The organism is Propionibacterium acidifaciens DSM 21887, from assembly GCF_000426605.1.
In the GTDB taxonomy this organism is placed as follows: domain Bacteria; phylum Actinomycetota; class Actinomycetes; order Propionibacteriales; family Propionibacteriaceae; genus Propionibacterium; species Propionibacterium acidifaciens.
Window position 1 is genome coordinate 197,367 of record NZ_AUFR01000001.1, and the last position, 22,974, is coordinate 220,340.

The 22,974-nt window shown below is 72.8% G+C and carries 19 protein-coding genes, 1 pseudogene and 1 riboswitch; of the genes and pseudogenes, 7 read left to right on the top strand and 13 right to left on the bottom strand.

The window, feature by feature from the left end; genetic code table 11:
- Nucleotides 1-27: 27 nt before the first annotated feature.
- Entirely contained in the window at nt 28-999 is a 972-nt protein-coding gene (locus tag K336_RS13425) for a M24 family metallopeptidase (protein ID WP_233418682.1), read from the bottom strand.
- A gap of 1,313 nt (nt 1,000-2,312) precedes the next feature.
- Entirely contained in the window at nt 2,313-3,164 is an 852-nt protein-coding gene (locus tag K336_RS0100825; protein WP_155944937.1) for a hypothetical protein, read from the bottom strand.
- Between the two features lie 196 nt (nt 3,165-3,360).
- On the opposite strand from K336_RS0100825, the gene K336_RS0100830 reads away from it, so the two are divergent.
- From K336_RS0100830 to K336_RS13430, 3 genes are all read left to right on the top strand, one after another.
- Nucleotides 3,361-4,338 (top strand): DNA glycosylase AlkZ-like family protein, encoded by a 978-nt coding sequence (locus K336_RS0100830; RefSeq protein ID WP_028706037.1) that lies wholly within the window; start codon nt 3,361-3,363, stop codon nt 4,336-4,338.
- 128 nt (nt 4,339-4,466) lie between these two features.
- On the top strand, nt 4,467-5,231 hold the full coding sequence (locus tag K336_RS0100835) for a 2,3-bisphosphoglycerate-dependent phosphoglycerate mutase (RefSeq protein ID WP_028706038.1): 765 nt from the start codon (nt 4,467-4,469) through the stop codon (nt 5,229-5,231).
- On the top strand, nt 5,228-6,523 hold the full coding sequence (locus tag K336_RS13430) for a chloride channel protein (protein WP_051245275.1): 1,296 nt from the start codon (nt 5,228-5,230) through the stop codon (nt 6,521-6,523). Before K336_RS0100835 ends, K336_RS13430 begins: the two co-directional genes overlap by 4 nt.
- Before the next feature lie 120 nt (nt 6,524-6,643).
- Here K336_RS13430 and lpdA read toward each other — a convergent pair whose 3' ends face one another.
- The gene (lpdA, locus tag K336_RS0100845) at nt 6,644-8,047 is read right to left on the bottom strand and encodes a dihydrolipoyl dehydrogenase (protein ID WP_021796251.1); all 1,404 of its coding nucleotides are present in this window, start codon (nt 8,045-8,047) and stop codon (nt 6,644-6,646) included.
- A 129-nt stretch (nt 8,048-8,176) separates the two neighbouring features.
- Between lpdA and K336_RS0100850 the strand changes: the two genes are divergently transcribed.
- From K336_RS0100850 to K336_RS0100865, 4 genes are all read left to right on the top strand, one after another.
- Nucleotides 8,177-9,730, top strand: coding sequence for a UDP-N-acetylglucosamine 1-carboxyvinyltransferase (locus K336_RS0100850; protein WP_081660458.1), 1,554 nt, complete (start codon nt 8,177-8,179; stop codon nt 9,728-9,730).
- A gap of 162 nt (nt 9,731-9,892) precedes the next feature.
- The gene (locus K336_RS16680) at nt 9,893-10,525 is read left to right on the top strand and encodes a PGPGW domain-containing protein (protein WP_021796250.1); all 633 of its coding nucleotides are present in this window, start codon (nt 9,893-9,895) and stop codon (nt 10,523-10,525) included.
- A gap of 14 nt (nt 10,526-10,539) precedes the next feature.
- On the top strand, nt 10,540-11,337 hold the full coding sequence (locus K336_RS0100860; protein WP_021796254.1) for a glycerophosphodiester phosphodiesterase: 798 nt from the start codon (nt 10,540-10,542) through the stop codon (nt 11,335-11,337).
- A 199-nt stretch (nt 11,338-11,536) separates the two neighbouring features.
- Complete coding sequence (locus tag K336_RS0100865; RefSeq protein WP_021796256.1) at nt 11,537-11,875, top strand: RNA polymerase-binding protein RbpA; 339 nt, start codon at nt 11,537-11,539, stop codon at nt 11,873-11,875.
- Nucleotides 11,876-11,950: 75 nt separating this feature from the next.
- On the opposite strand, the gene K336_RS19545 is transcribed toward K336_RS0100865, so the two are convergent.
- The 10 genes and pseudogenes from K336_RS19545 to eda all read right to left on the bottom strand — a co-directional run bounded on the left by K336_RS19545 (nt 11,951) and on the right by eda (nt 22,891).
- Nucleotides 11,951-12,769, bottom strand: coding sequence for a polyprenol monophosphomannose synthase (locus tag K336_RS19545; RefSeq protein ID WP_051245302.1), 819 nt, complete (start codon nt 12,767-12,769; stop codon nt 11,951-11,953).
- A gap of 264 nt (nt 12,770-13,033) precedes the next feature.
- Nucleotides 13,034-14,464 (bottom strand): annotated as a pseudogene (lnt, locus tag K336_RS19550) (apolipoprotein N-acyltransferase); the annotation flags it as partial.
- The gene (locus K336_RS0100880; protein ID WP_028706040.1) at nt 14,461-14,919 is read right to left on the bottom strand and encodes an Lrp/AsnC family transcriptional regulator; all 459 of its coding nucleotides are present in this window, start codon (nt 14,917-14,919) and stop codon (nt 14,461-14,463) included. The pseudogene lnt and the gene K336_RS0100880, both read right to left, overlap by 4 nt.
- A gap of 294 nt (nt 14,920-15,213) precedes the next feature.
- Entirely contained in the window at nt 15,214-15,849 is a 636-nt protein-coding gene (gene metW, locus K336_RS0100885) for a methionine biosynthesis protein MetW (protein ID WP_021796253.1), read from the bottom strand.
- Nucleotides 15,849-17,018, bottom strand: a complete 1,170-nt coding sequence (gene metX, locus K336_RS0100890) for a homoserine O-acetyltransferase MetX (RefSeq protein WP_021796258.1) — start codon at nt 17,016-17,018, stop codon at nt 15,849-15,851. Before metX ends, metW begins: the two co-directional genes overlap by 1 nt.
- Before the next feature lie 125 nt (nt 17,019-17,143).
- Nucleotides 17,144-18,151: an ABC transporter substrate-binding protein gene (locus tag K336_RS0100895; protein ID WP_043149924.1), complete on the bottom strand. Its 1,008-nt coding sequence runs from the start codon at nt 18,149-18,151 to the stop codon at nt 17,144-17,146.
- Nucleotides 18,148-19,071 (bottom strand): ABC transporter permease, encoded by a 924-nt coding sequence (locus tag K336_RS13445; protein WP_081660460.1) that lies wholly within the window; start codon nt 19,069-19,071, stop codon nt 18,148-18,150. The genes K336_RS0100895 and K336_RS13445 overlap by 4 nt, the downstream gene beginning before the upstream one ends.
- A 94-nt stretch (nt 19,072-19,165) precedes the next feature.
- Nucleotides 19,166-19,287: riboswitch (FMN riboswitch) on the bottom strand.
- A 72-nt stretch (nt 19,288-19,359) separates the two neighbouring features.
- A complete protein-coding gene (locus K336_RS13450; protein WP_021796290.1) occupies nt 19,360-20,940 on the bottom strand; it encodes an MFS transporter in 1,581 nt (526 codons plus the stop codon).
- 164 nt (nt 20,941-21,104) lie between these two features.
- Nucleotides 21,105-22,211, bottom strand: coding sequence for a sugar kinase (locus K336_RS0100910; RefSeq protein ID WP_021796323.1), 1,107 nt, complete (start codon nt 22,209-22,211; stop codon nt 21,105-21,107).
- A gap of 2 nt (nt 22,212-22,213) precedes the next feature.
- Entirely contained in the window at nt 22,214-22,891 is a 678-nt protein-coding gene (eda, locus tag K336_RS0100915; RefSeq protein ID WP_028706043.1) for a bifunctional 4-hydroxy-2-oxoglutarate aldolase/2-dehydro-3-deoxy-phosphogluconate aldolase, read from the bottom strand.
- Nucleotides 22,892-22,974: the final 83 nt, after the last annotated feature.

A 22,974-nucleotide genomic window follows, 5' to 3' on the forward strand; every position in this document is an offset into this window, starting at 1 on the left:
GTCGGCGGCAGCGGCGGTGGTCGTCGCTCACGGGCCGCCGGGGTCGCCGGCCGGTCGCCAGTGCCTCGGACTGCGGTTGCACGGCTCGGGGGAGCCGTCGTCGCCGATCGCGACGATGTCCTCGATGCGCACGCCGAAGCGCCCCGGCAGGTAGATGCCGGGCTCGACCGAGAAGGTCATGCCCGGGGCCAGAGGCAGATCGTCGCCGCGCACGAGGTACGGGTGCTCGTGCACCTCCAGCCCGATGCCGTGCCCGGTGCGGGTGATGAAGAAGGCGCCGTAGCCGGCGGCCTCGACGACCCTGCGGGCGGCGGCGTCGACCCCCGAGCAGGGCAGACCGGCCCGGGCGGCGTCGATGCCGGCGCGCTGGGCGTCCCGGACGGTCCGCCAGACGCGGTCGAACTCGGGATCGACCGGCTCGCCGCACACGTAGGTGCGGGTCGAGTCGCTGAAGTAGCCGCTGGGCGCCGGCCCGCCGATGTCGACGACGACGGGCTCGCCGGCGCGCACGACGCGGTCGGACCGCTCGTGGTGGGGGCTCGCCCCGTGGGGGCCGGAGGCGACGATGACGAAGTCGGCGCGCTCGTGCCCCTCCTCGACGAGCGCCGCGGCGATGTCGGCGCCGATCTCGTCCTCGGTGCGCCCGGGGCGCAGCCATTCGCCGATGCGGGCGTGGACGCGGTCGACGGCCTCGCCGACCCCGTGCAGGGCCGACAGCTCCTCGGGCGTCTTGACCATGCGCAGGGCCCGGATCGTCGGGCCGCCCGCCGTGACGGCTGCGCCGAGCGCCGCGCCCAGCCCCAGGGCGTGCACGCTGGGCAGCAGGTCGTCCACGCCGATGCGGGCCCCGGCGCCGAGACGGGCGGCGACGAGGCAGTGGGCGGACTCGCCGTCCTGCCAGGTGGGCATGTCGGGGACGATCCGCTCGGCGGTCGAGCCGGTCCAGCCGGGCCGCTCGAGCTGCGGGACGACGAGGAAGGGCTCGCCGTCGGCGGGCACGACGAGGCCGGTGAAGCGCTCGGCGAGCCCTGCGAGCGGCCGAGCAGGAAGCGCATGTCGGCCCCGGGGCCCACCACGACGGCGTCCAGCCCGTCCTCACGGGCCCGCGCGGCGAGCCGGGCGAGCCGGGCGCGGTGCTCTGCCGGTGCCGGGGTCCACAGCAGACGAGGATCGGTCATGGTCGAAGGCTAGCCCGCCCGGGCGCGGCCGAGAGCGGGACGACCCGGTCGGCGCACGCGCGCAGGGGCGGGGGAGGGCACGGCGGCGCGGCCCCGTCATCCGCGGGACGAACCCGCGTACGAGCGGCGGGTCTGCGTGTCATCGCAGTGTCCGCAGGAGAACGGGTGACCCCCGCCCGAGCGCGGGGGAGAGCTCTTGGACCTTTTGATCCTGAAGGTCCACTCGCGTGAAGGTCCACTCGCGTGGCCCCGCCACGGCGCGGGGGCCGCGCCTCGTGTCCGCGGTGGAGCGGACCGGGCCCGGCGCACGGGCGCGGGAGGAGCCGAGGGGCCGGTCGCAGCGCGGCCCCAGCACGACGGGCCGGGATCCGTCCAGGAAATCCGCTCAGAGCTGAATGGTGACACACACGGTATTCACAGCTCGCTCTATGTGGGAGCATAACTTCTGCGCAGAGCAAACACGGCGGCCGAGGTGTCCCACCCTTGAATCCCCGGTCGGCGTCTGCGCGGGAGCTCGAGTGGCGAGACAGAAGCCGGTCACCCGGGTCTCCGGGGCTTGTGGCGACCGATCTGCCCATCGCCAGCCACAAGCTCTCAAGGGTTCTTCGGACGGGCGCCCGGTCAACGGCGACCGGGCGCCGAGTCCGGATCCTGCCGACGGGCCGTTCCTGAGGGGCGGCGCACCGGGTCGATGCACGAGGCGCTCGACGGTCGCAGAGTTCTCCGTGCCGCGCCGCGGGCGCACGACGACGATGCTCGTGGCACGATCCGCTGGTGGGCGGGATCCGTGGACGACGCGGGTCCTGAGCGCCGGGTCGCCGGTGCGGGTCGCGGGGGATGCCGTCCCGGGAACGGTCCGGAGGGGAGAGCCCCTCTCGTTCCCTGTTTTGACATAATGTTCATTATCGGGCATTCCGGATCAGGCCTGGAGTCCGACCGTGGACGAGGTGCTCGGCGGGATCGCCCTGGCCCGACCGACCCGGAACACGCCTCGAGGAGGCCCCCGGGATGCGGACCGCAACAACGGGGCCCACCGCATCGCCCTGGCTGTGCGGACGCGCCCCTGAGCGGCAGAGAGCTCAGGGGCGCGTCCTGCGCGGGCCCGGCGCGCGGCGGGAGGGCCGTCGGTTCAGTTCAGTACTGCGACTGACCGCCCTGACCACCCTGGCCGAACTGGTCGCGATTGGGCGGGTTGACGGTGGCGGTCGGCGCGGAGGGGTCGACCATCTGGCCCCCGAAGGCGCTGTACGCCGAGGGCGCCTGCGGGTCCGGCTGGCCGGGCAGCGCCGAGCCGACGATCCCAGCGCCCTGGGCGGCCGCCGCGCGACGGTTGTTGGACCTGCGCACGACGAGCCAGATGAGGCCTCCGATGGTCATGGGCACGCCGATGACCAGTCCCAGGACGGCCAGGATGATCCCTGCCGCACTGTTGAAGATCCCGCCGGCCGTGGCCCCCTCGCCCAGGTAGACCGGGGTGTCGAGGAGGGAGTTGCACGTGACCGTGTACTCACCCGCCTTCGTGGCGTTGAAGCTCCCGAACATCTGGTGGTTGTTGATTTCGATGCTCGCACTGGGCGTCCTCACCGAGACCTCGCCACCGTCGGGGTTCCGGACGGTGCACTCGGTCGAGCTGTCGCCGTACAGCCCGTAGTGGCCGTTCTCCTCCAGGGTCACCTGCGAGTTCCCGTGCCCATTGATCTCGTTCAGCGAGTCTGCGACGCCCGCGACCGAGCTGATCGCGAAGCCCAGGGCCGCGACGGCTGCCACGACGAGGATGATGCCGATCGTCAGGAGGACGACCGGGCCCCTGGTGCTCTTGACAGTGGCCTGAGGAAGCCCCGGCCCGTAGGGCGCCGGTGCGTTCACGGGCCCGCCCGGTGGTGCGTACGGAGCATGGGCCGGCACGCCCATGGACGGCGCGTTGCTGCCTGGACCGTAGGGGCCCGGGCCGTACGGGGAGCCGGAGGCCGGAGGGATCTGTGACATGAGTGCTCCTCTTGGTCGGGGGTGACGGTGGCGTCGGGTGCTGACTGCCTGCCCGGGCGCCGCCCCACGTGCGCCCAAACCATACGCCTGATCGGGTGCGGGGCCCATGAGCCGTGTCCGCCGGAGGCGTGTTCAATGGTCTGTGCAAGCCCTTCCGGGAGGACCGACACCTGACCGTGCGACGGATGGGAGGACCGTGTCCCTCAAACCTCGTGAGATCGCCGCGCGCCGTCTCATCGCGCAGCTGCTCGCGCCGTCGGACGCCCATCCGCTGGCCGGGCGTGTTCTCGCACCCGTCGACGTGTGCCGCTGGATGCTGGCGATCCAGGGCCAGAACTACGACGGCGGCCTCGAGGCCATCGCGATCCGTCAGGGCCGGCGCCGCAGCCGGTTCCGGACGGCGCCCGCCGAGGCCGAGCTCGACGCCGGGCTGCTCGTGCGCTGCTGGCCCCAGCGAGGCACGCTGCACTATCTCGCCGCCGAGGACGCCGCCTGGCTCAGCGCCCTCGGCATGGGCCCCGTCGAGCGGGCCGCGCGGAGGCGCCGGGCGCGGCTGGGCCTGGAGCCGGGCCTCGACGGGCCTCGCGAGGCCCTTCACGAGGCGCTCGCCGCGGGCGAGCTGACGCGCCGCCAGTGCTACGAGGTCTTCGCGCGCGTCGGCATCGACCCGGGCGGCAACCGCGGCCCGCACCTGCTGCGGGCGCTCGGCGGCGAGGGGCTCGTCGTCCAGGGCGCCCGGCGCGGCGGCGAGGAGGTCTTCCGGCTCGTCGGGCAGCTGCCCGTGCCCCAGCGCGAGCTCGACGGCGACGAGGCCCTCGCCGAACTGGCCACGCGTTATGTCGGATCGCACGGCCCGGCGACGCTCGACGACCTCGCCTGGTGGACCCACCTGGGTCGGGGCCGGGCGCGCCGGGCCCTGGCGCTCGGCACCGGTTACCACCGCGACGGGGACCACTACGTGCCCGACTGGCAGTCGGGCATCACCTCCGCAGAGATGAACCGGGCCCTGGTGAGGACCGTCACGCTCCCCCCGTTCGACGAGTACCTGCTCGGGTACACCGATCGCACCGGCATCCTGCCCGACGAGCTGCGCCCGCAGGTGCTCACGATGAATGGTCTGAGCTGGCACTTCGTCGTCCGCCGAGGCGTCGTGCGGGGCAGGGCCGAGCGCTGAGGGGCCCCCGGCCTCCTCGTGACCCCGTGCGACCGGGCTCCGGAGCCGCCTCCGGCCCCGACGGACCGGGCTCCGGCGGGCCCTGCGGCATAGACTGAGCACCGGTCGGACGAGGGAGGGCGACGGGCATGGGCTCCTGCGACGCGCGGCACCGACGCGTTCTCGTCCTTGTCCGGCACGGCGAGTCGCGCTACAACGCCGAGCAGATCTTCACCGGGCTGCTCGACGTCGACCTGTCGGCGCGCGGTCACGCGCAGATCGCCGCTGCGGCGCGACTCATGGCCGACGCCGGGCTGCGCCCGCGACTCGTGCTCACCTCCCCCCTGCTGCGCGCCGTGCGCACGGCCGAGGGCATCCGCGCGACGCTGTGCCCCGAGGCGCCGTTGCGCGAGAACTGGCGGCTCGCCGAGCGCGACTACGGCTGCCTGACCGGGGTGTCCAAGCGCGAGTGCCGCGAGCGCTGGGGCGACGAGGCCTTCTTCACGTGGCGGCGCACCCTCGAGGGCAGGCCGCCGGCGGCCACCGCCGCGCAGCGCGCGAGCTGGCGCGGCCTCGACGGCGCCGGGCTCGGCCCGCTGGTGCCCGGCGGGAGCGAGTCCCTGGCCGACGTCGTCGAACGGGTCCGCCCCCTGTGGGGACGACTGCTGCCCTCGCTCGTCGCCGGCGAGGGCCCGATCGCGGTCGTCGCGCACGGGAACTCTCTGCGGGCCCTGGTCCTGCTCGCATGCGGTCTCGGCGCCGACGAGGTCGAGCGGCTCAACATCCCGGCCGCCCAGCCGCTCGTCCTCGAGTTCGACGGACGGGGCGAGCCGCTGGAGCGCACCGGCCACTACCTCGACCCGCGGACCGCCGAGATCGAGGCGGGCAGGGTCGCCGACGAGGGCGGCACATGAGCCGGTCCGGGCCGGACCCGTCCGCCCGGAGCGGCCGCCGGGCGCGCACGGGGTTCGTCGTCGTGCTCGTGGCGGTGGTCACCGGGCTCATCGGCTCGCTGGTCCGCTATCTGTCCATCGGCATCGAGACGGTCTGCTTCGGCTTCGACTACACGGCGGCCACGGACGGCGTCGGGGCCGCGCCGCCATGGCGCCGTCTGCTCGCGGCGGCCATGTCCGGGACCGTCTGCGGCCTGTGCTGGTGGCGCATCCGTCGCCGTCCCAGGGGCATGCCGTCGAGCATCGCCGGAGCCGTCGATCCCGACCCGGCGCGGCGCACCCGCATGCCGGCGCGCGTCAACATCGCGGACGCCCTGGCCCAGCTGCTCGTCGTCGGCGCGGGCATGTCGCTCGGGCGGGAGGCCGCCCCCCGCATCCTCGCCGCCGTCGGCGGCCAGGCGGTCGTGGAACGGGCCCGGGTCGACGACGAGACCCGTCGGCTGCTCGTCGGGGCGGCCGCCGGCGCCGGGCTGGCGGCCATCTACAACGCCCCGGCGGCGGCGAGCTGCTACACGCTCGAGCTGATCCTGCACCCCGATCTGCGCACCCGCCGCGGCCGCCGCGAGGCGGCGCTGACCGCCGTCGTCTGCGTCATCGCCACACTCGTCTCGTGGCTCTTCAACCGGAACCGGCCGATCTACGAGCTGCCGCCGGCGCTGCGGACCGTCGCCCCGCGGAGCCCGTGGGCCCTCGTCGTCCTGGCCGCGGTGCTCGTCGTCGGGCACGGTTTCAACGCCCTCGTCGGTCTGGCGAAGCGCGCCGCGCCGCCGACCCGCCTGCTCGTGGCGACCGTCCCGGCCGGCGCGCTCGCCGTCTCGGCGCTGGCCCTCTGGCAACCGCGGATCGTCGGCAACGGCCAGGTGGCCATCGGGGCCGTCCTGGCCGGCGGCATGACGCTGCCCGCCCTCGTCGTCCTGCTGCTCGCCAAGGCCTGCGGCGTCGCCGTGGGCCTCGTCACCGGCTCCACCGGGGGCCTCCTGACGCCCTCGCTCGCCATCGGGGCCTGCGTCGGGGGCGCCATCGGCGTCGCCGCGGGCCTCGACCCGTCGACGACGGTGCTGCTCGTCGTCATGGGGGCCGCCTGCGTGCTCGCGCTCAACCAGCGGGCGCCCTTCTTCGGCGCCCTCTTCGCGATCGAGCTGACGAGGGTCCCGCTGCCGTTCGCCCTCGCGACCGGCGCCGGGGTCGGGCTCGTCTGGTGCGTCGAGCTGCTCGGCGGTCGACTCGCCGCCCGCGCGCGCCGGGGCGGCTGAGAAAAGAGGCCCTCTCCCCCGCGGTCCGCCGGACCGTCGGACCCGTTCCGCGGGGCGCGGCGGGGCGGCGCCCCGCAGTCATCGCCCGGGCGGGGCGCGTGCCCCGCCCGGGTCGTCCCGTCACAGATTCGTCATGTGGCCCTCGATGCCTTCGGCGACCTCCTTGAGGGCCTCGGACAGGGTCGGGTGGGCGTGGACGTTGCGCGCGATCTCGCCGGCGGTCAGGTCCCACTTCTGCGCCAGGGTCAGCTCGGGCAGAAGCTCGGTGACGCCCTCGCCGATCATGTGGGCGCCCAGGATCTCGTGGTAGCGCCCGTCGACGACGAGCTTGACGAAACCGGTGCCGGCGCCCATGCCGACGGCCTTGCCGTTGGCGCTGAACGGGAACTTGCTCGTCCTCACCTCGTAGCCGGCGTCCCGGGCCTGCCTCTCGGTGAGGCCGAAGCTGGCGATCTGCGGCTGCGAGTAGGTGGCGCGCGGGATCATCGTGTAGTCGACGGGCATCGTCTCGACGCCGGCGATGGTCTCGGCGGCGGCGACGCCCATCGCCTCGGCGGTGTGGGCGAGCATCATCTTGGCGGTGCAGTCGCCGATGGCGTAGAGACCGGGCACGTTCGTGCGGCAGAAGTCGTCGATCGCGATGGCGCCCCGCTCGGTGAGGGCCACACCGGTGTTCTCGAGGCCGTAGCCCTCCACACGCGGGGCGAAACCCATGGCCTGGAGCATCTTGTCGGCGTGGAGCACCTGCGAGTCGCCGCCGCCGGCCGGGGCCACGGTGACGTCGACGCCGCAGCCGGTGTCGACGACGGACTGCACAGCCGTGCTCGTGAGGATCGTGATGCCGAGCTTCTTGTACTCGCGGGTGAGCTCCTTGGAGATCTCCTCGTCCTCGTTGGGGACCATGCGGTCGAGGAACTCGACGATGGTCACGTCGACGCCGTAGCTGGCCAGGACGTAGGCGAACTCGGTGCCGATGGCGCCCGAACCGCCGATGATGATGGACCCGGGCAGCTGCTCGGACAGGATCATCTCCTCGAAGGAGAGGACGTTGACCGACCTGCTCGTGCCGGGCAGCATCTTCGCCGTGGCGCCGACGTCGATGATGCAGTTGTCGAAGGTGACGGTGTCGGCGGTGCCGTCGTCCTTGGCGACCCGCAGGGTGCCGGCGTCGACGAAGGTGCCCCAGTACCCGTCGTACTCGGTGATCCTGTTCTTCTTCATGAGGAAGTGCACGCCCTTGACCATGCGGTCGCTCACCTGGCGGCTCCGGGCGAAGGCCTTGCCGTAGTCGACGGCGATGTCGCCGCTGATCCCGAAGGCCGCCGCCTCCTTCGTGACGATGTGAGCCAGCTCGGCGTTGCGCAGGAGCGCCTTCGTGGGGATGCAGCCCACATTGAGGCAGACGCCGCCCCACCACTGCTTCTCGACGATCGCGGTCTTCCTCCCGAGCTGCGCTGCGCGGATGGCGGCGACGTAGCCGCCGGGACCGGCGCCGAGGACAACAACATCAAAATGAGCGCTCATGGCTGTCACTGTAGAGGATCGGGTCCGGCCCGTCCGGCTCCCGCAGGAGCGATTCGCTGTGGGCGACATCGTGCGCCGCTGGCCCCGACGACGGAGCGTCCCCCCACCTCAGGATGAAATATCTCACGCATGAGTTATGATGTCGCCGTGACACAGGAACCTACCCCCGCGAACATCGGACGCCTCATCCGCGATGCCCGCAAGCAGCGCGGCATGACGCAGAACCAGCTGGCCTCCGAGCTCAACACCAGCCAGAGCGCGATCCACCGGATCGAATCCGGGCACCAGAATCTGTCCCTCGAGATGATCAACCGGATCGCCAACGCCCTCGAGTCTCCCCTCATCGTGCCGGGCAACACGAGCGCCCTGAACTTCCGCATCAGCGGGGAGACCCATCTGGAGGGCTCCATCCGGGTGCGCTCCAGCAAGAACGCCGCCGTCGCCCTGCTGTGCGCGAGCCTGCTCAACCGCGGCCGCACGGTGCTCAGGGGCATCGCCCACATCGAGGAGGTCAACCGGCTCCTCGAGGTGCTCACGAGCATCGGCGTCGAGGTCTCGTGGTCGGCCGACGGCAGGGACCTCACGCTGCATCGTCCCGACGAGCTCGACCTGAGCGCCATGGACGAGGCGGCCGCTCGCCGGACTCGCTCGATCATCATGTTCATGGGCCCGCTCAGCCGCTTCTACGAGAGCTTCCAGCTGACCTACGCCGGCGGGTGCGACCTCGGCGTGCGCACCGTCGAGCCGCACCTGCAGTCCCTGCGCCACTTCGGCGTCCAGGTGCACGCCACCAACGGCCAGTACCACGTGACGGCCCGCCGCGACCACGGCGCCGAGCGGCGCATCATCCTCACCGAGCGCGGCGACACGGTCACCGAGAACACGCTCATGGCGGCAGCCGTCACACCGGGTACGACGATCGTGCGCAACGCCTCGTCCAACTACATGGTCCAGGACCTGTGCGCCTATCTCATGCTGCTCGGCGTACGGATCGAGGGCATCGGCACGACGACGCTCATCATCCACGGCCTCGACGAGGCCCCCAGCATGGACGTCTCGTACCAGATCAGCGAGGACCCGATCGAGGCGATGAGCCTCATCACCGCGGCGATCGTCACGGGCTCCGAACTCACCGTCGAACGCGCGCCCATCGAGTTCCTCGAGGTCGAGCTCGCGGTGCTCGGCGAGGAGATGGGCCTGGACTACTCGCTCGGTGACGAGTACCGCTCCGGCAACGGCCTCACCCGCCTGACCGACATCACGGTGCACCCGAGCGACCTCAAGGCCCCGCCGGACAAGATCCACCCGATGCCGTTCCCCGGACTCAACATCGACAACCTGCCATTCTTCGCGGTCATCGCGGCGACCGCCCACGGCCAGACGCAGATCCACGACTGGGTCTTCGAGAACCGGGCCATCCACCTGCTGCAGCTCTCCCAGCTTGGCGCCAGCGTGCAACTGCTTGACCCGCACCGTCTCGTCGTCAAGGGGCCGACGCGCTGGCGCGGCCGCGACATGGTCTCGCCGCCGGCCCTGCGCCCCGCGGTCTGCCTGTTCCTCGCGATGCTCGCGGCGAAGGGCAGCAGCGTCCTGCGTGACGTCTACGTCATCAACCGCGGTTACGAGGACCTGCCCACCCGGCTCAACGCCCTCGGAGCCCGCGTGGAGCCCTTCTACGAGTGAGTCTGGTCCGTCGGCGCGTCCGCGGTGAGCGGGCGCCGCGATCCGCCCGGGATCAGAGTGCACCGCGCCCGGCGGTGCGCCCCCGGCCGATCGGCTCCCCCACGGGCCCCCAGGACGCGTTCGGATGCGCCGTCGGGCGCGTTCTTCTGGCACCATGGTCTCGTGAGCACAGCACAGGCCCTCGAGACGGAGCCCCAGCGGTTCCACGGGCCCGACGCCGATGAGCCGCCCGCCGGCCCGCACGAGCCGGTCGGCGAGCGGATCGGGCGCACGCTCACCGCGCTGCCCGGCATCGGCGGGCCCCTGCGGCACCCCGACGGGCTCGTCCTCGAGAACGGCGAGCAACCGGACGGGCCCTTCGTCCACGGCATCCGGCCCGCCATGCACCGCTGGGAGATCCCCCGCCGCGAACGCTTCGCTTGGCGGGCCCGCATCCACGCCAACCCGGCCAGCTCGCTGGCCTACCGCATCTGCGTCGCCGTTGCCGGGGCGCTGCTCATCGTCCTCTCGGCGCTCACCGGCTGGCTGCCCGGGCCCGGCGGCATCCCCCTCCTCCTCATCGGCATGGCCGTCCTGGCCAGCGAGTTCCGCTGGGCGCACCGCATCACCGTCGGCGTCACGATGCTCGTGCGCCGCGTCGGGTGCTGGCCCCGGAGGGCCAGGGCCGGCGCCGTCGTCGCCTGCGGCTCCCTCGTCGTCGCCTGCGGCTACGTCGCCCTGCTCGTCACCGGCATCCCCGCCTGGCTGCCGGGCTGGGCCGCCGGGGCGCTGTCCCACGTGCCCGGGCTCGGCTGAGGGTCGCCGGCACCGTGCGCGCGCCGAACCGCAACGCCAGCGACTACGCCTACTTCGATGCGCCCTTCTCGGCGTTCGCCCACCGGGGCGGCTGGGACGAGAACATCGGCGAGGAGCTCGAGAACTCCCTGGCGGCCTTCCGGCACGCGGTCGACGACCTGGGCTACCGGTACGTCGAGACCGATGTGCACGCCACCAGGGACGGGCAGCTGCTCGCCTTCCACGACATGCGGCTCGACCGCGTCACCGACCGCACCGGGGCCGTCGGCGAGCTTGACTGGAGCCAGGTGCGCGGCGCCCGGATCGGCGGCCGCGAGCCGATCCCCACGCTCGACGAGGTCCTCGAGGCGCTGCCCGGGGCCCTCATCAACATCGACATCAAGGAGGCCAACGCCATCGAGCCGCTCGTGCGGACCATCCGGCGGCACGGCGCCCAGGAGCGGGTCTGCGTCGCGAGTTTCAGCCCCGGGCGACTGGCGGCCTTCCGCCGGGCGGCGGGGCCGCGCGTGGCGACCGCGGCGTCCCTCGGCGCGGTGGCCTGGTCGTCCTTCGTCCCGCTGCTCCCCCGCTTCGTCAATGCGGGCGTGCAAGCCTTCCAGGTGCCCGTGCGCCAGAAGCTGGGCCCGGTCCGCATCAGGGTGCTCACCCGCAACCTGCTGCGCACCGCCCGCGCCCGCGACATGCGCGTCCACGTGTGGACGATCGACGACCCCGAGCAGATGCGCTCACTCATGGACGCCGGCGTCGACGGCATCGTCTCGAACCGCATCGACGAGCTGAAGGCCCTGTGCACGGCGCGGGACCTGTGGTGAGGAACGGACCCGGACCGGACCCGACGGCGCGGCGCACCCCCGGCACGGGCTTTAATGGGGTGCGACGGGTGAGCACCGGGGGTGCAACCGCCATGGGACAATGGTGCTACGCGAATCGTTGAATACGGCAAGACATGTGTGCCACGGTGCACGGGCATTGCAGGACCGCTCGCAAGGGCTTGGACAAGAAGGAACTGAGATGGCAGATCGAGCACTGCGCGGCATGGGCCTCGGGGCCAAGAGCTTCGAGGACGAGGAGGGCGTCGAGTTCGCGGCCCGCAAGGTCCTGGGCTTCGACTGCCCCAAGGGTCATCACTTCGACATCACGTTCTCGACCGAGGCCGACCTGCCGGCCGAGTGGGAGTGCCCCCGCTGCGGCGCCGTGGCGGCCCGCTCCGACGGCACCCAACCCGAGGACAAGCAGGTCAAGCCGCCTCGCACGCACTGGGACATGCTGCTGGAGCGCCGTTCGATCTCCGAGCTCGAGGAGCTGCTGGCCGAGCGCCTCGAGGTCGTGCGGAAGACCCCGCACTACTGATCGTCCGAGCGGTCGTCGGATCGTCCGGCCGCCGCTCCCCCGCCGGGCCGGGGCGGGCCCGCGGATCCCCGCGCGTCAGCGGGCCCGGTCGACCTGGTCCTTGAGGCTGCCGAGGAGCGGCTTGATCCTCGTCGAGGCCCGCCCTGCGAGCTGCCTGAGCTGGGCGGAGCGCTTCTCGTAGCCCCACCCGGCCGTGCGGCGCAGGGCCTCGGTGATGATGGAGCCGCTCATCTTCGACTCGCCGAGCTGACGGTCGGGGAAGCTGATCGGGACCTCGGCGACCGTGCCGCCGTTCTCGATGACGCGACGGGTGAGGTCGACCTGGAAGGTGTAGCCCTTCGAGGCGATCGTGTCGAGGTCCATGGCCTCCAGCGCGCTGGCGCGGAAGGCGTTGAAGCCGCCGGTGCTGTCATGCACGGGAAGATCCATCACGGCCTGGATCCAGATGTTGGCCAGCCGCGAGAGCCATTCGCGCGCGAGGTCGTAGTCGACGACCTCGCCGCCGCGCATCCAGCGCGAGCCCTTCACCATGTCGGCGTTCTCCAGGGCGGCGAGCATGGCGGGCAGGAAGGTGGGCCGGTGGGAGCCGTCGGCGTCCATCTCGACGAGCACGTCGTAGCCGTTCTCGAGGCCCCAGCGGAAGCCGGCGACGTAGGCGGCGGCGAGGCCCTCCTTGCCGGCGCGGTGCAGCACGTGGATGTGGTCGTCCTCGGCGGCGAGCCGGTCGGCGATGGCGCCGGTGCCGTCCGGGGAGTTGTCGTCGGCGATGAGGGCGTCAGCGGCCGGGACAGCCTCGCGCAGTCGCCCGACGACGGACTCCAGGTTCTCGACCTCGTTGTAGGTGGGGATGATGACGAGCACCTTGTCCAAGGGCTCGCGCTTGCGGTCAGCCATGACGCACTCCTCGTGCTGGTGAGGGCCCTCGCGGGCCGCCAGGGAACGCTGCTGCGGCGGCGCCGCGGCAACGGGCTCAGTGTAGCGACCCCGCCCCCGCCGCGTCGGGCCGCCCACGAGGACCCCGGCGAGCGCCCCGAGCGCGGCCAGGGCCGCGCACACCCCCTCGGAGAGCGGGCCGACCGTCATGGCCGGTGTGAGTCCGGAGCGCAGCGGCACGGTGAAGGAGCGGGCATAGGCGGTGTCGGGCGCACTGCGGGCCAGGACGGAGCCGTCGGCGCCGATGAGGCCCGAGTACGAGCTGGTCGTCGACACGACGATCTCGCGGCGCATCTCCATGGCCCGGACGCGTGTGATGGAGAACTGCTGGTAGGGCTGCATGGTGCCCGAGTAGGTGGCGTTGTTCGACTGGACGGTCACCACCCGGCCGCCGGCGCGCTCGGTGTCGTAGACGGTGGAGTCGAAGGCCAGCTCGTAGCAGATGATGTCGCCGACGGCGAGCCGTCGCCCGTCGCCCAGGTCGCCCTCGACGACGCCCGGTCCGGTGCCCGGCACGGTTTGACGGCCCACCTGCCGGGCCATCGGCACCAGCGCGAGGACGAGTCTCTTCATCGGCGTGTACTCGCCGAAGGGCACGGCGTTGCGCTTCGCGTAGCGGCTCGTCTCGCCGACGGCCGTCCACCACAGGGCTGTCGTCTGCCGCTCGTCGGCGCCCGGCCCGTCGGTGACGGCCCCCACGAGGATCGGCCGTCCGGCGATGGCCCTGGCCCGGTCGATCAGCTCGCGGGTCCGCTGGTCGTTGTTGGGGTCCATGTCGGTGGAGTTCTCCGGCCACAGCACGAGATCGGGCATCGGGTCGAGGCCCGTGCGGGCGCGGGCCATCGCCATGATCGTCTCGGAGACGTGGTTGTCCGTCACGGAGCGCGCATAGCCCGTCGTGCGGGGGCCGGCCGAGCCGTCGACGCCGCCCTGGACGACGGCGATCGTCACCTCGCCCTCGTCGGGCCCCCGTACGGGGACGGCGCGCAGTGCTCCCCCGCCGACGAGCAGCAGGAGGGCCAGGGCCGTCGGGACGAGCGCCCTGGCGCGCCGGGGCCGGCCGGCCCGCAGCAGATCGCAGGCGGCGAGCAGCACGGTGCCGGTCAGTGCGACGACGAACCCGGTGCCGGCGGCGCCGAGCACCCACAGAAAGCCCCCGAACGGGGCGTCGGCGGCGGTGAAGCCCAGCCGGTCCCAGGCGAAGCCGCCCAGCGGGAAGCGCTGGGCTCCGGCCTCGGCCGCCGTCCACGCGGCGGCCGCCCACAGCGGCCACAACCGTAGGCGCTGGACGAGGTGCTGCACCGCGGCGACCAGCCCCACCCACAGGGCCAGGACGGGCACGAGCAGCAGCGGCAGCCACCAGTCCACGACGTACTCGAAGCCGACCGTCATCGCGTACTGGACCAGGCCCGCGAGGAAGCCGGACCCGACGGCGTGGCGCAGCCGCCCCTGACGGGACAGCCAGCACAGCAGCCCGACCCCGCCCGGCGCGGTGAACCACAGGCCGTAGGGCTGGAAGGCCAGGGCGAGGAGGACACCGGCGGCGAGGGACAGCAGGGTCGAGGAGCACCGGGGCGGGTCGATCGTCGCCGGGCCGCCGACGCCCGCCGCGAGCGGGAGCCGTCCCCGGTGGACGGTGCGGCCGGACGTCCTCACGGCTCGTCGGGCCAGTCGACGAGCGGCTTGTCGGCGAACATGGTGCGCAGTACCACAGTGGTCGAGGTGGCGACGGACTGCGCGAGGCGGATCCGGGTGAGCAGGCCGTCGAGCTCCTCCGGAGTGCCGATCTCCGCCCGGCACAGGTAGCTGGCGTCGCCAGCCACCGAGTAGCAGGAGGTGATCTCGGGCATCTGCTCGAGCAGCTCGACGATGCGGGAGTCGTCCGTGAGCTGGCCGAGGGGCATGATCCTGATGAAGGCCACCAGGGACCGGCCGAGGGCCTTCCCGTCGATCCGTGCCCGGTACCCGGTGATGAAGCCGCGCTGCTCCAGACGTCTCACCCGTTGCTGCGCCGCGGAGGTGGACAGACCGGTCTCGCGGCCGATGTCGGTGAAGGACATCCGACCCTCCCTGGACAGCAGCGCGAGGATCTTCTGGTCTGTCGACTCCATGGCCGTCATTGTCGCAGAGTCGCCGGGCGCCGGGCCGGGTGACCGCATGCTGCCCACGGGGCGGTGCGGAACGGCTCGGACGCGGCGTGACGGGGCCTCGGCCCTGTCCGACGGGAGGCGGTGAGGGGCCCGTCGGGCTCGGCACGGACCACCCCGTGAGCAGCATGCGCACTCGAGCCGTCCCGGGGACCGGTGACGGCTCCGACTCCTCGACGGTCCTGTCGAGGCCGGTGCCGTGGACCCCGGCGATGCGCGGGCGGCGGTGGGGCTCGCTCGTCGTGCCGGCCTGCCGGATCAGCCGCGGCGGGCCAGCACGTAGATCGCCGAGCCCGCGAGCAGGTTCGCGCCGTGCTGCAGGAGACGTCCGCCGGCCCGGGGCCGGCGGCCCGCGCCGTCCAGGGGGATGCGCCGCTCGACGTCGAGCCCGCACTCGTCGAAGAACTCCTCGAGGGTGACGAGCGTCGTGTGGTGCAGGTTCGGGGTGTCGTACCAGGTGTACGGAAGGTCCCTGCTCTGGGGCATGCGGCCGCTCAGCAGACGCAGCCGGTGACGCCAGTAGCCGAAGTTCGGCATGGTCACGATGAGGCGCCGGCCGATGCGGCGCATCTGCGTGATGACCTCCTTCGGCCGGAGCACGGCCTGGAGGGTGCGCGAGAGGACGACGACGTCGAAGGAGTCGTCGCCGAACTCGTCGAGCTGGGTGTCGAGGTCGAGCTCGACCAGCGGCACCCCCCTGCCGATGGCCGCCATGACGGCCCCAGGATCCCGTTCGACGCCCGTGCCGGTGCAGTCCATGGCGCCGATGAGGTAGGCGAGCAGGTCGCCGTCCCCGCAGCCGAGGTCGAGGACCCGTTCGCCCCGGTCGACGAGCGCGGCCACCGACTGCAGGTCGTGACGCAGCAGGCCCTGCGTGAGACGGTCCGATGGCATCAGCGGTGCCTCCCCAGACGATGACGGTGGATGCTCGGTCGGGGTCTGGTCGGCTGCTCGAGGAAGGCCCGGACGGTGTCGAGGTAGGGGCCGATCGGCAGCAGGAAGGAGTCGTGGCCCCAGGGCGCCCTGATCTCGCGGAAGCTGACCGGCAGGCCCCGAGACTGCAGCTGGCGGACGATGCGGCGCGAGTGGGCGGTGCCGAAGCGCCAGTCGGAGTCGAAGCTCATGACCAGGTACTTCAGGCCGGTGCCGGCCACCGCGTCCATGGCGGTGGGGTCGGCGAACGGGTCGAAGTAGTCCATGACGCGGGTCAGGTACAGATAGCTGAGGGCGTCGAAGCGATTCACGAAGACGGCGCCCTGGTGGTCGAGGTAGCTCTCGACGGCGAAGTCGACGCCGAAGCCGGGACGGCGGTCGTCGTGCTGGGGGCGGCGGGCGAACTTCTCCTCGAAGCCCTCCTCGCTCGTGTAGGTGATGTGCGCCATCATGCGTGCCACGGCCAAGCCGACGTCAGGGCTCGTGCCCTCGACGACGAAGCGTCCGTCGTGGAAGTTCTCGTCGCGCATGATGGCCTCGCGGCCGACGGCGCTGAAGGCGATGTTCTGGGCCGTCAGCCGGCTGGAGCTGGCCACGACGACCGCCTGGTCCATGTCGCCGGGGTGGGTCAGCGACCAGTCGAGCACCTGCATGCCGCCGAGGGAGCCGCCGACGGCCGCATGGAGGTGGTCCACTCCGAGGGCGCGCATGAGCGTCCGGTGCACGGTGACGAAGTCGTGCATGTCGAGGAGGGGAAAGTCCAGGCCGTAGGGCTCGCCGGTGGCCGGGTCGAGGTCGGACGGGCCGGTCGTGCCCCGGCAGCCGCCGAGGAGGTTCGAGGAGATGACGAACCAGCGGTTCGTGTCGATGGCCTTGCCCGGCCCGATCATGACGTCCCACCAGCCGGGACGGGCGTCGCCCTCGTGCCAGAGGGCGGCGTGGGCGTCGCCGGTGAGGGCGTGACAGATGTAGACGGCGTTGTCGCGGGCCTTGTTCAGGGTGCCGTAGGTCTCGTAGGCGACGGTGACCTCCTCAAGCCGTCCCCCGTGCACGAAGTCGAGAGGCCTGGTCCGGTCGAACAGCCGGATCCGTTTCGTCTCGACGAGCGTCCTGGGCTCGGCCGATGTCATGGACTCACTCCTGGGGACTCGGTACGCGCGCCGTCCCGCGGCGCCGGGTTCGCGGCCCAACTCTAGTCGCCGGTGCCGCGCCCTCCGGTGCACCGTCGCCGGGCGCGGACACGGGGCCCGGCGGCTCAGCCCGGTGAGGTGTGCGCGGCGGCCGGGTCGACGGGCTCGGCGGTGATGCCCTTGTCGGCGAGGAAGACGCTCATGGCGCTCCACCGGTCGTCGTGCTGGGCGCCGAAGTCGTCCCCGTACAGGGCGTTGGTGGCCTCGAGGGTCGCCCTGGCCCTCGCGCGCTGCTCGTCGTCGGTGAGCGTGGTGACGTACCGGGCGGACAGGTCGACGGCCCCGTCCGGGTCGGCGGCACAGTCCGCGGCGGCGCGGCGGAGCGCGCGCAGCAGGCCCGCGAGCTCGTCGCCCCGCCCGGCGACGGTGTCCGCCATGGCGCCCAGGCCGAGGCCGACCAGCGGGGTGCCCTCGCCGGGAGCGATCTCGCGGATGCCGAAGCCGGCCTGCTCGAACTGGACCGCGTCGTTGTTGGAGAAGCCGACGACGGCGTCCACCTTGCCGGTCATGAGGGCCGACTGCTGGGTGAAGCCGATGGTCCGGATGTCGACGTCGTCGCGGCTCAGGCCGGCCTCGTCGAGCAGTGCGAGCAGCGTGTACCAGGTCTCGCCGTACTCGCCGGGCACCCCGATCGAGTGGCCGCGCAGGTCGGCCAGGGAGGTGATCGGCGAGTCGGCCGGGACGATGAGCTCGCCGGGGTAGCTCTGGTAGATCGTGGCGACGTCGACGACGTCGACGCCCTGGGAGCGGTTGACCATCATCTCGTCGCCGCCCGCGTAGACGACGTCCTCGTCCCCGGCCTGCAGGGCGCCCAGCAGCGGTTCGGAGCCGCCGTGGTGGCGCAGCGTCACGTCGAGGCCCTCGTCCGCGAAGTAGCCCTTCTCGGCCGCCACGTAGAACGGCGAGAACTGGATGTCGGCCGTGTAGGTGAGGCCCACGACGAGCGGCGCGCCGCCCGAGGAGGACGCGGACGACGCGGACCCTCCGGTCCCAGAGCAGGCCGTGGCGACGAGCGCCACGCCCAGGGCCAGCAGCAGGGCCCGCCGCAGACGGCGGGCGCGGGAAGGGATCATGCGATCAGCTCCTCGTCAGGGATGCGGGCGCCGGGGCCCGGACGGTCCGGGGCGGCGTGCGGGCCGTCGACCGCGGCCGCGGAGGGCAGCGGACGCCCGAGGACGGGCCCCGGCTCTGCGCCGGGGCCCGCGCCGTCGGAGGCGCGGTAGGGGTCGGTGAGGCGCTCCACGAGCGTGAGGGCGGCGTGGATGGCGACGGCGAGCGCGCACAGCACGATGAGCGTGGCGAACAGCCCGGTGGTGTCGGCGGTGGCCGACTCGACCGACACGATCATGCCCAGGCCCTTGCCCCCCATGACGAACTCGCCGACCACGGCCCCGGTGATGGACAGGGTGAAGCCGTTGCGTATGCCGGTGAGGATCGCGGCCCGGGCCATCGGCGCCTCGATGTGGACGATCATCGCCGGCCCGGAGGCGCCGTCGAGCTCGGCGGCCTCGGTGATCTCGTCGTCGATGGTGCGGAGGCCCAGCACCGTCGACAGGACGAGCGGGAAGAGGACGAGCAGGGTGCACAGCAGGACGATCGGCGTCAGCCCGTAGCCGACCCAGATGACCAGCAGCGGTGCGAGCGCCACGGCCGGGATCGCCTGCGAGGCGGCCAGATAGGGCGAGAACGCGGCATCGGCGGAGCGGAGATGGGCGATGAGATAGCCGATCGGCAGGGCGACGACGGTCGCGAGGGCGCAGCCGAGCACGGCCTCCCAGATCGTCGCGAGCGTGCGGTGCAGGAGGGCACCGGTCCGCAGATCGGCGACGAGGCGGGCGAGGACCCGGCCCGGGCCGGGGAGCAGGGCGGTCGGGACGGTGCCCGAGGAGGCGACGAACTGCCAGGCGGCGAGCAGGACGACGAGCACGACCACGGGCGCACCGATGCGCAGCCCCAGGGGCATCGCCGCCCGAACCGCCTTGATCGTCCTCATCGGCCGCGTCTCTCCCGTCATCGCGTCATGACCGGGGCGCGGCCCGGGCGCGCGTCGGGCTGCGCGGCCGTCCGGCCGCGACCCGCGAGGGCCCGCACGTGCTCTCCCATCCGGACTGTCACCGTCGGCACCGGAATCCCACCGGTTCGGCCAGCTCTGGGCTGGTTCGCGGGCTGTCACCGCCGGTTCGGGTTTTCACCGACCCCGGGCACATTGATCGTCGGAAGAACTATAGCCCGGCCCGTCCGGAGCCGGAGGACCGCTCATTCCGGGCGTGGCGCCGGGCGGTCAGACCCGGGCCGTGTCGGCGGGCCGCTCCGCAACCGGCGCCTCGGGCCGGGCGTGCGCCGGGTAGAGGGCGGCGACCGCGACGGTGGCGAGGGCGACGACGCCCGAGCAGACGCCCAGGCCGAGGGCCGTCCCCGAGGAGTAGGCCTCGCGCATGGTGACGACCAGCTCGTCCATGCCGCGGGCCGAGGCCATGGGGAAGGCCTCGCCGGCCGAGCTCAGCACCTTCTCGCGGGTCGCCCCGTCGAGGGCCCCGACCGTCGCGCTGCCGGCGAGCCGGGCCCGGTAGGTCGAGGCCAGCAGGCTGCCGATGACGGCGACCCCGAGGGCGCTGCCCACCTGCATGAGCGCGCTGTTGGTGGCCGAGCCCGCGCCCTCCGAGGCCGGCGGCAGGGAGTCCATGACGGCCTGCGTCGCGGCCGGCATGAGCATGCCGGCCCCCAGGCCGAAGGCGCAGGCCCCGACGACGAGGTGCGAGTAGGCCATCGACGAACCGGTCACGGCCAGGGCTCCGAATCCGAGGGCGACGAGGACGAGCCCGGCGATGACGGTGCGCTTGATGCCGATCGCGCCGAGCACCTTCGGGGCGCTCACCGCGCCGACGAGCATGCAGGCCGCGACGGGCATGATCGCCAGCCCGGATTGCCAGGGCGTGAAGGCGAGGACGTACTGCATGTACTGGGTCAGGACGAACAGGGCGCCCGCTCCCCCGCCGGTGACCAGGCCCGAGACCGCGACGGAGACGGCGAAGGGTCGCCGTGCGAACAGGCTCAGGTCGAGCAGCGGGGCCTCGGCCCGCATCTGCACCCAGACGAACAGGCCGAGCACGACGAGGCCGACGAGCGCGGCGCCGATGACGAGGGGCGAGGCCAGGCCGAGGCCGGGCGCGGAGATGACGGCCCAGCACAGCACCGACAGGCCGATGATCGAGGCGGCCATGCCGAGCCAGTCGATGCGCTCGTCGGCGCGCTCGGGCGCGGCGTGCGGCAGCATCCAGACGCCCCCTAGGAGGCAGAGCACGGCGAGCGGCACGTTGACGAGGAAGATCGACGACCAGCCGAAGTGCGCCAGGAGGGCGCCCGACAGCAGCGGGCCCACCGCCGCCCCGGCGCCGTTGGCGCCGGACCAGATGGCGAAGGCCGTCGTCCGCTCGGCGGGGCGGCGGAAGAGGACGGAGACCTCGGCAAGCGTCGACGGCGTGAGCAGGGCCGCGCCGACGCCGGTGAGGGCGCGCGCCGCGACGAGCATGACCGTGCCGCGGGAGAGGGCGGCCACGACCGAGCAGGCGCCGAACAGGGCGACGCCCGTCGTGAAGGTGCGTTTGCGCCCCCAGCGGTCGACGAGGCTGCCGGCCACGAGCAGGAAGCCCGCATAGGTGAGCTGGTAGGAGTCCACGGTCCACTGCAGGGCGTCGTTGGTGGCGTGCAGCTCGCGTGCCAGGGTCGGCAGGGCGATGTTGAGGATCGTGTTGTCCATCGAGGCCATGAGCAGCGCGACGGAGAGGACGACGAGCCCCCACCACCGGCGCCGCTCGACGCGGATGCGCGCCGTGCGGGCCGGGGCGCTCTGCTGGGAACTCACCGGTGGATTTTCTCACCACCGGGACTCGGGGCCGGCACCCGACCCGCCGAGCCCCGTGCCCACCCCGGGGGCCGCCGCTCCCCCGGGCGGGCACGGGACGGGGAGGCCTCAATCCTCCGGGGGACGGACACTGCGTCCTGCGGTGGACGCGGTCGGTGGCGGGCTCAGCGGTCGACGCGGGCGTTGCCGCCGCCGGCCAGCCTGAGCACATCGGCGAGGGAGGCCATCGAGGTGTCGCCCGGGGTCGTCATGGCCAGGGCGCCGTGAGCCGCGCCGTACTCGACGCAGGTGGCCAGCGGCTCGTCGGTCAGCAGGCCGTAGACGAGCCCGGATGCGAAGGAGTCGCCGCCGCCGACGCGGTCGAGGATCTCCATGCCCTCGCGCCGGGCGGCCTGGACGAGGCCGTCGTGCCTGCTCCAGGCGAGAGCGCCCCAGTCGTTGCGGGAGGCCGAGCGCACCCCGCGCAGGGTCGTGGCGATGACCCCGATGTTCGGGTAGGCCGCTGCGACGGTCTCGATCATGGCGCCGAAGCCCTCGACCGGCAGGTCGGTGAGGTCCTCGTCCACGCCCTCGACCTCGAAGCCGAGGGCGGCGGTGAAGTCCTCCTCGTTGCCGATCATGACGTCGACGTAGCGGGCGAGCTCCCGGTTGACCTCGCGGGCGCGTTCCTGCCCGCCGATGGCCCGCCACAGGCTCGGGCGGTAGTTCAGGTCGTAGGAGACGGTCGTGCCGGCCTCGTGGGCCGCCCTGACGACGTCGAGGCAGGTCCGGGCCGCCTGCTCGGAGAGCGCCGCGTAGATGCCGCCGGTGTGCAGCCAGCGCACGCCGGCCCCGGTGAACAGCCCGTCGAGGTCGAAGTCCTCGGCCCTGACCTGCGAGGCGGCGGTGCTGCCGCGGTCGGAGACGCCGACCGAGCCGCGGACGCCGAAGCCGCGCTCGGTGAAGTTCAGGCCGTTGCGGACCGTGCGCCCCACGCCGTCGCCGGGAACCCAGACGATGTTCGAGGTGTCGACGCCGCCGGCCTCGACGAAGTCCTCGACCAGGTGGCCGATCTCGTTGTCGACGAGGCTCGTCAGAACGGTGGTGCGCAGGCCGAAGACCTTGTGCAGGCCGCGGATCACGTTGTACTCGCCGCCGCCCTCCCAGGCCCGGAAGGCCCGGGCGGTGCGGATGCGGCCCTCGCCGGGGTCCAGTCGCAGCATGACCTCGCCGAGGCCCGCGGCGTCGAAGGCGCACCGTTCCGCGGGGCGCAGGGTGATGTCGGCAGTCATCGTCATTCTCCTCGTTTCGTTTCGCTCGGGTCGTTCCGCCCGGGGCCGGGTCGCAGCGCCCGGACGGTGTCGACGGCCTCGGCGACGAGCCCGGTGACGCGGTCGAACTCGCCGGCGTCGACGAGCCCCGTCGGGACCATCCAGGAGCCGCCGACGGCGGGGACGCGGTCGAGGGCCAGGTACTGGCCCACGGTGTCCGCGGCGATGCCGCCGGTGGGCACGAACCGCACCCCGGGGAACGGGCCGGACAGGGCCCTGATGGTCGCCGGGCCGCCGAGGGCGGCGGCCGGGAAGAATTTGACGGTCGAGAGGCCGGAGGTGACGGCGGCGGTCATGTCGGTGGCGGTCGCGACGCCCGGCAGGACCGGCACGCCGAGCCCGAGGCACTCGTCGACGACCGCCTGGCTGTAGCCGGGGCTGACGATGAAGCTCGCGCCGGCGGCGAGGGCGCGGTGCACCTGCTCGACGGCAAGGACGGTCCCCGCGCCGACGAGCAGATCGCCACGGGCGGCCATGGCCGCGATCGACTCGGCCGCCGCGTCGGTGCGGAAGGTCACCTCGGCGACGGGAAGTCCCCCGGCGACGAGGGCCCGGGCGAGGCCGTCGGCCCGATCGGCGCGGTCGAGGACGACGACGGGGATGATCCTGTGGGCTGTGATGGCGGGCAGGTCCACTGGCATTGCGGTTTCCCTTCGGTTCGTGGCACCCGGGCTCCACACGCTGGATGTTTCATATAATGAAACTCGGGATTTGCTCCAAGAAA

Bases quoted from the DNA above. Each gene is read 5' to 3' on its own strand.
- K336_RS0100825 (WP_155944937.1), bottom strand. From the start codon at position 3,164: ATGTCACAGATCCCTCCGGCCTCCGGCTCCCCGTACGGCCCGGGCCCC.
- K336_RS0100835 (WP_028706038.1), top strand. From the start codon at position 4,467: ATGGGCTCCTGCGACGCGCGGCACCGACGCGTTCTCGTCCTTGTCCGG.
- K336_RS13430 (WP_051245275.1), top strand. From the start codon at position 5,228: ATGAGCCGGTCCGGGCCGGACCCGTCCGCCCGGAGCGGCCGCCGGGCG.
- lpdA (WP_021796251.1), bottom strand. From the start codon at position 8,047: ATGAGCGCTCATTTTGATGTTGTTGTCCTCGGCGCCGGTCCCGGCGGC.
- K336_RS0100850 (WP_081660458.1), top strand. From the start codon at position 8,177: ATGAGTTATGATGTCGCCGTGACACAGGAACCTACCCCCGCGAACATC.
- K336_RS0100865 (WP_021796256.1), top strand. From the start codon at position 11,537: ATGGCAGATCGAGCACTGCGCGGCATGGGCCTCGGGGCCAAGAGCTTC.
- K336_RS19545 (WP_051245302.1), bottom strand. From the start codon at position 12,769: ATGGCTGACCGCAAGCGCGAGCCCTTGGACAAGGTGCTCGTCATCATC.
- K336_RS0100880 (WP_028706040.1), bottom strand. From the start codon at position 14,919: ATGGAGTCGACAGACCAGAAGATCCTCGCGCTGCTGTCCAGGGAGGGT.
- metW (WP_021796253.1), bottom strand. From the start codon at position 15,849: ATGCCATCGGACCGTCTCACGCAGGGCCTGCTGCGTCACGACCTGCAG.
- metX (WP_021796258.1), bottom strand. From the start codon at position 17,018: ATGACATCGGCCGAGCCCAGGACGCTCGTCGAGACGAAACGGATCCGG.
- K336_RS0100895 (WP_043149924.1), bottom strand. From the start codon at position 18,151: ATGATCCCTTCCCGCGCCCGCCGTCTGCGGCGGGCCCTGCTGCTGGCC.
- K336_RS13445 (WP_081660460.1), bottom strand. From the start codon at position 19,071: ATGAGGACGATCAAGGCGGTTCGGGCGGCGATGCCCCTGGGGCTGCGC.
- K336_RS0100910 (WP_021796323.1), bottom strand. From the start codon at position 22,211: ATGACTGCCGACATCACCCTGCGCCCCGCGGAACGGTGCGCCTTCGAC.
- eda (WP_028706043.1), bottom strand. From the start codon at position 22,891: ATGCCAGTGGACCTGCCCGCCATCACAGCCCACAGGATCATCCCCGTC.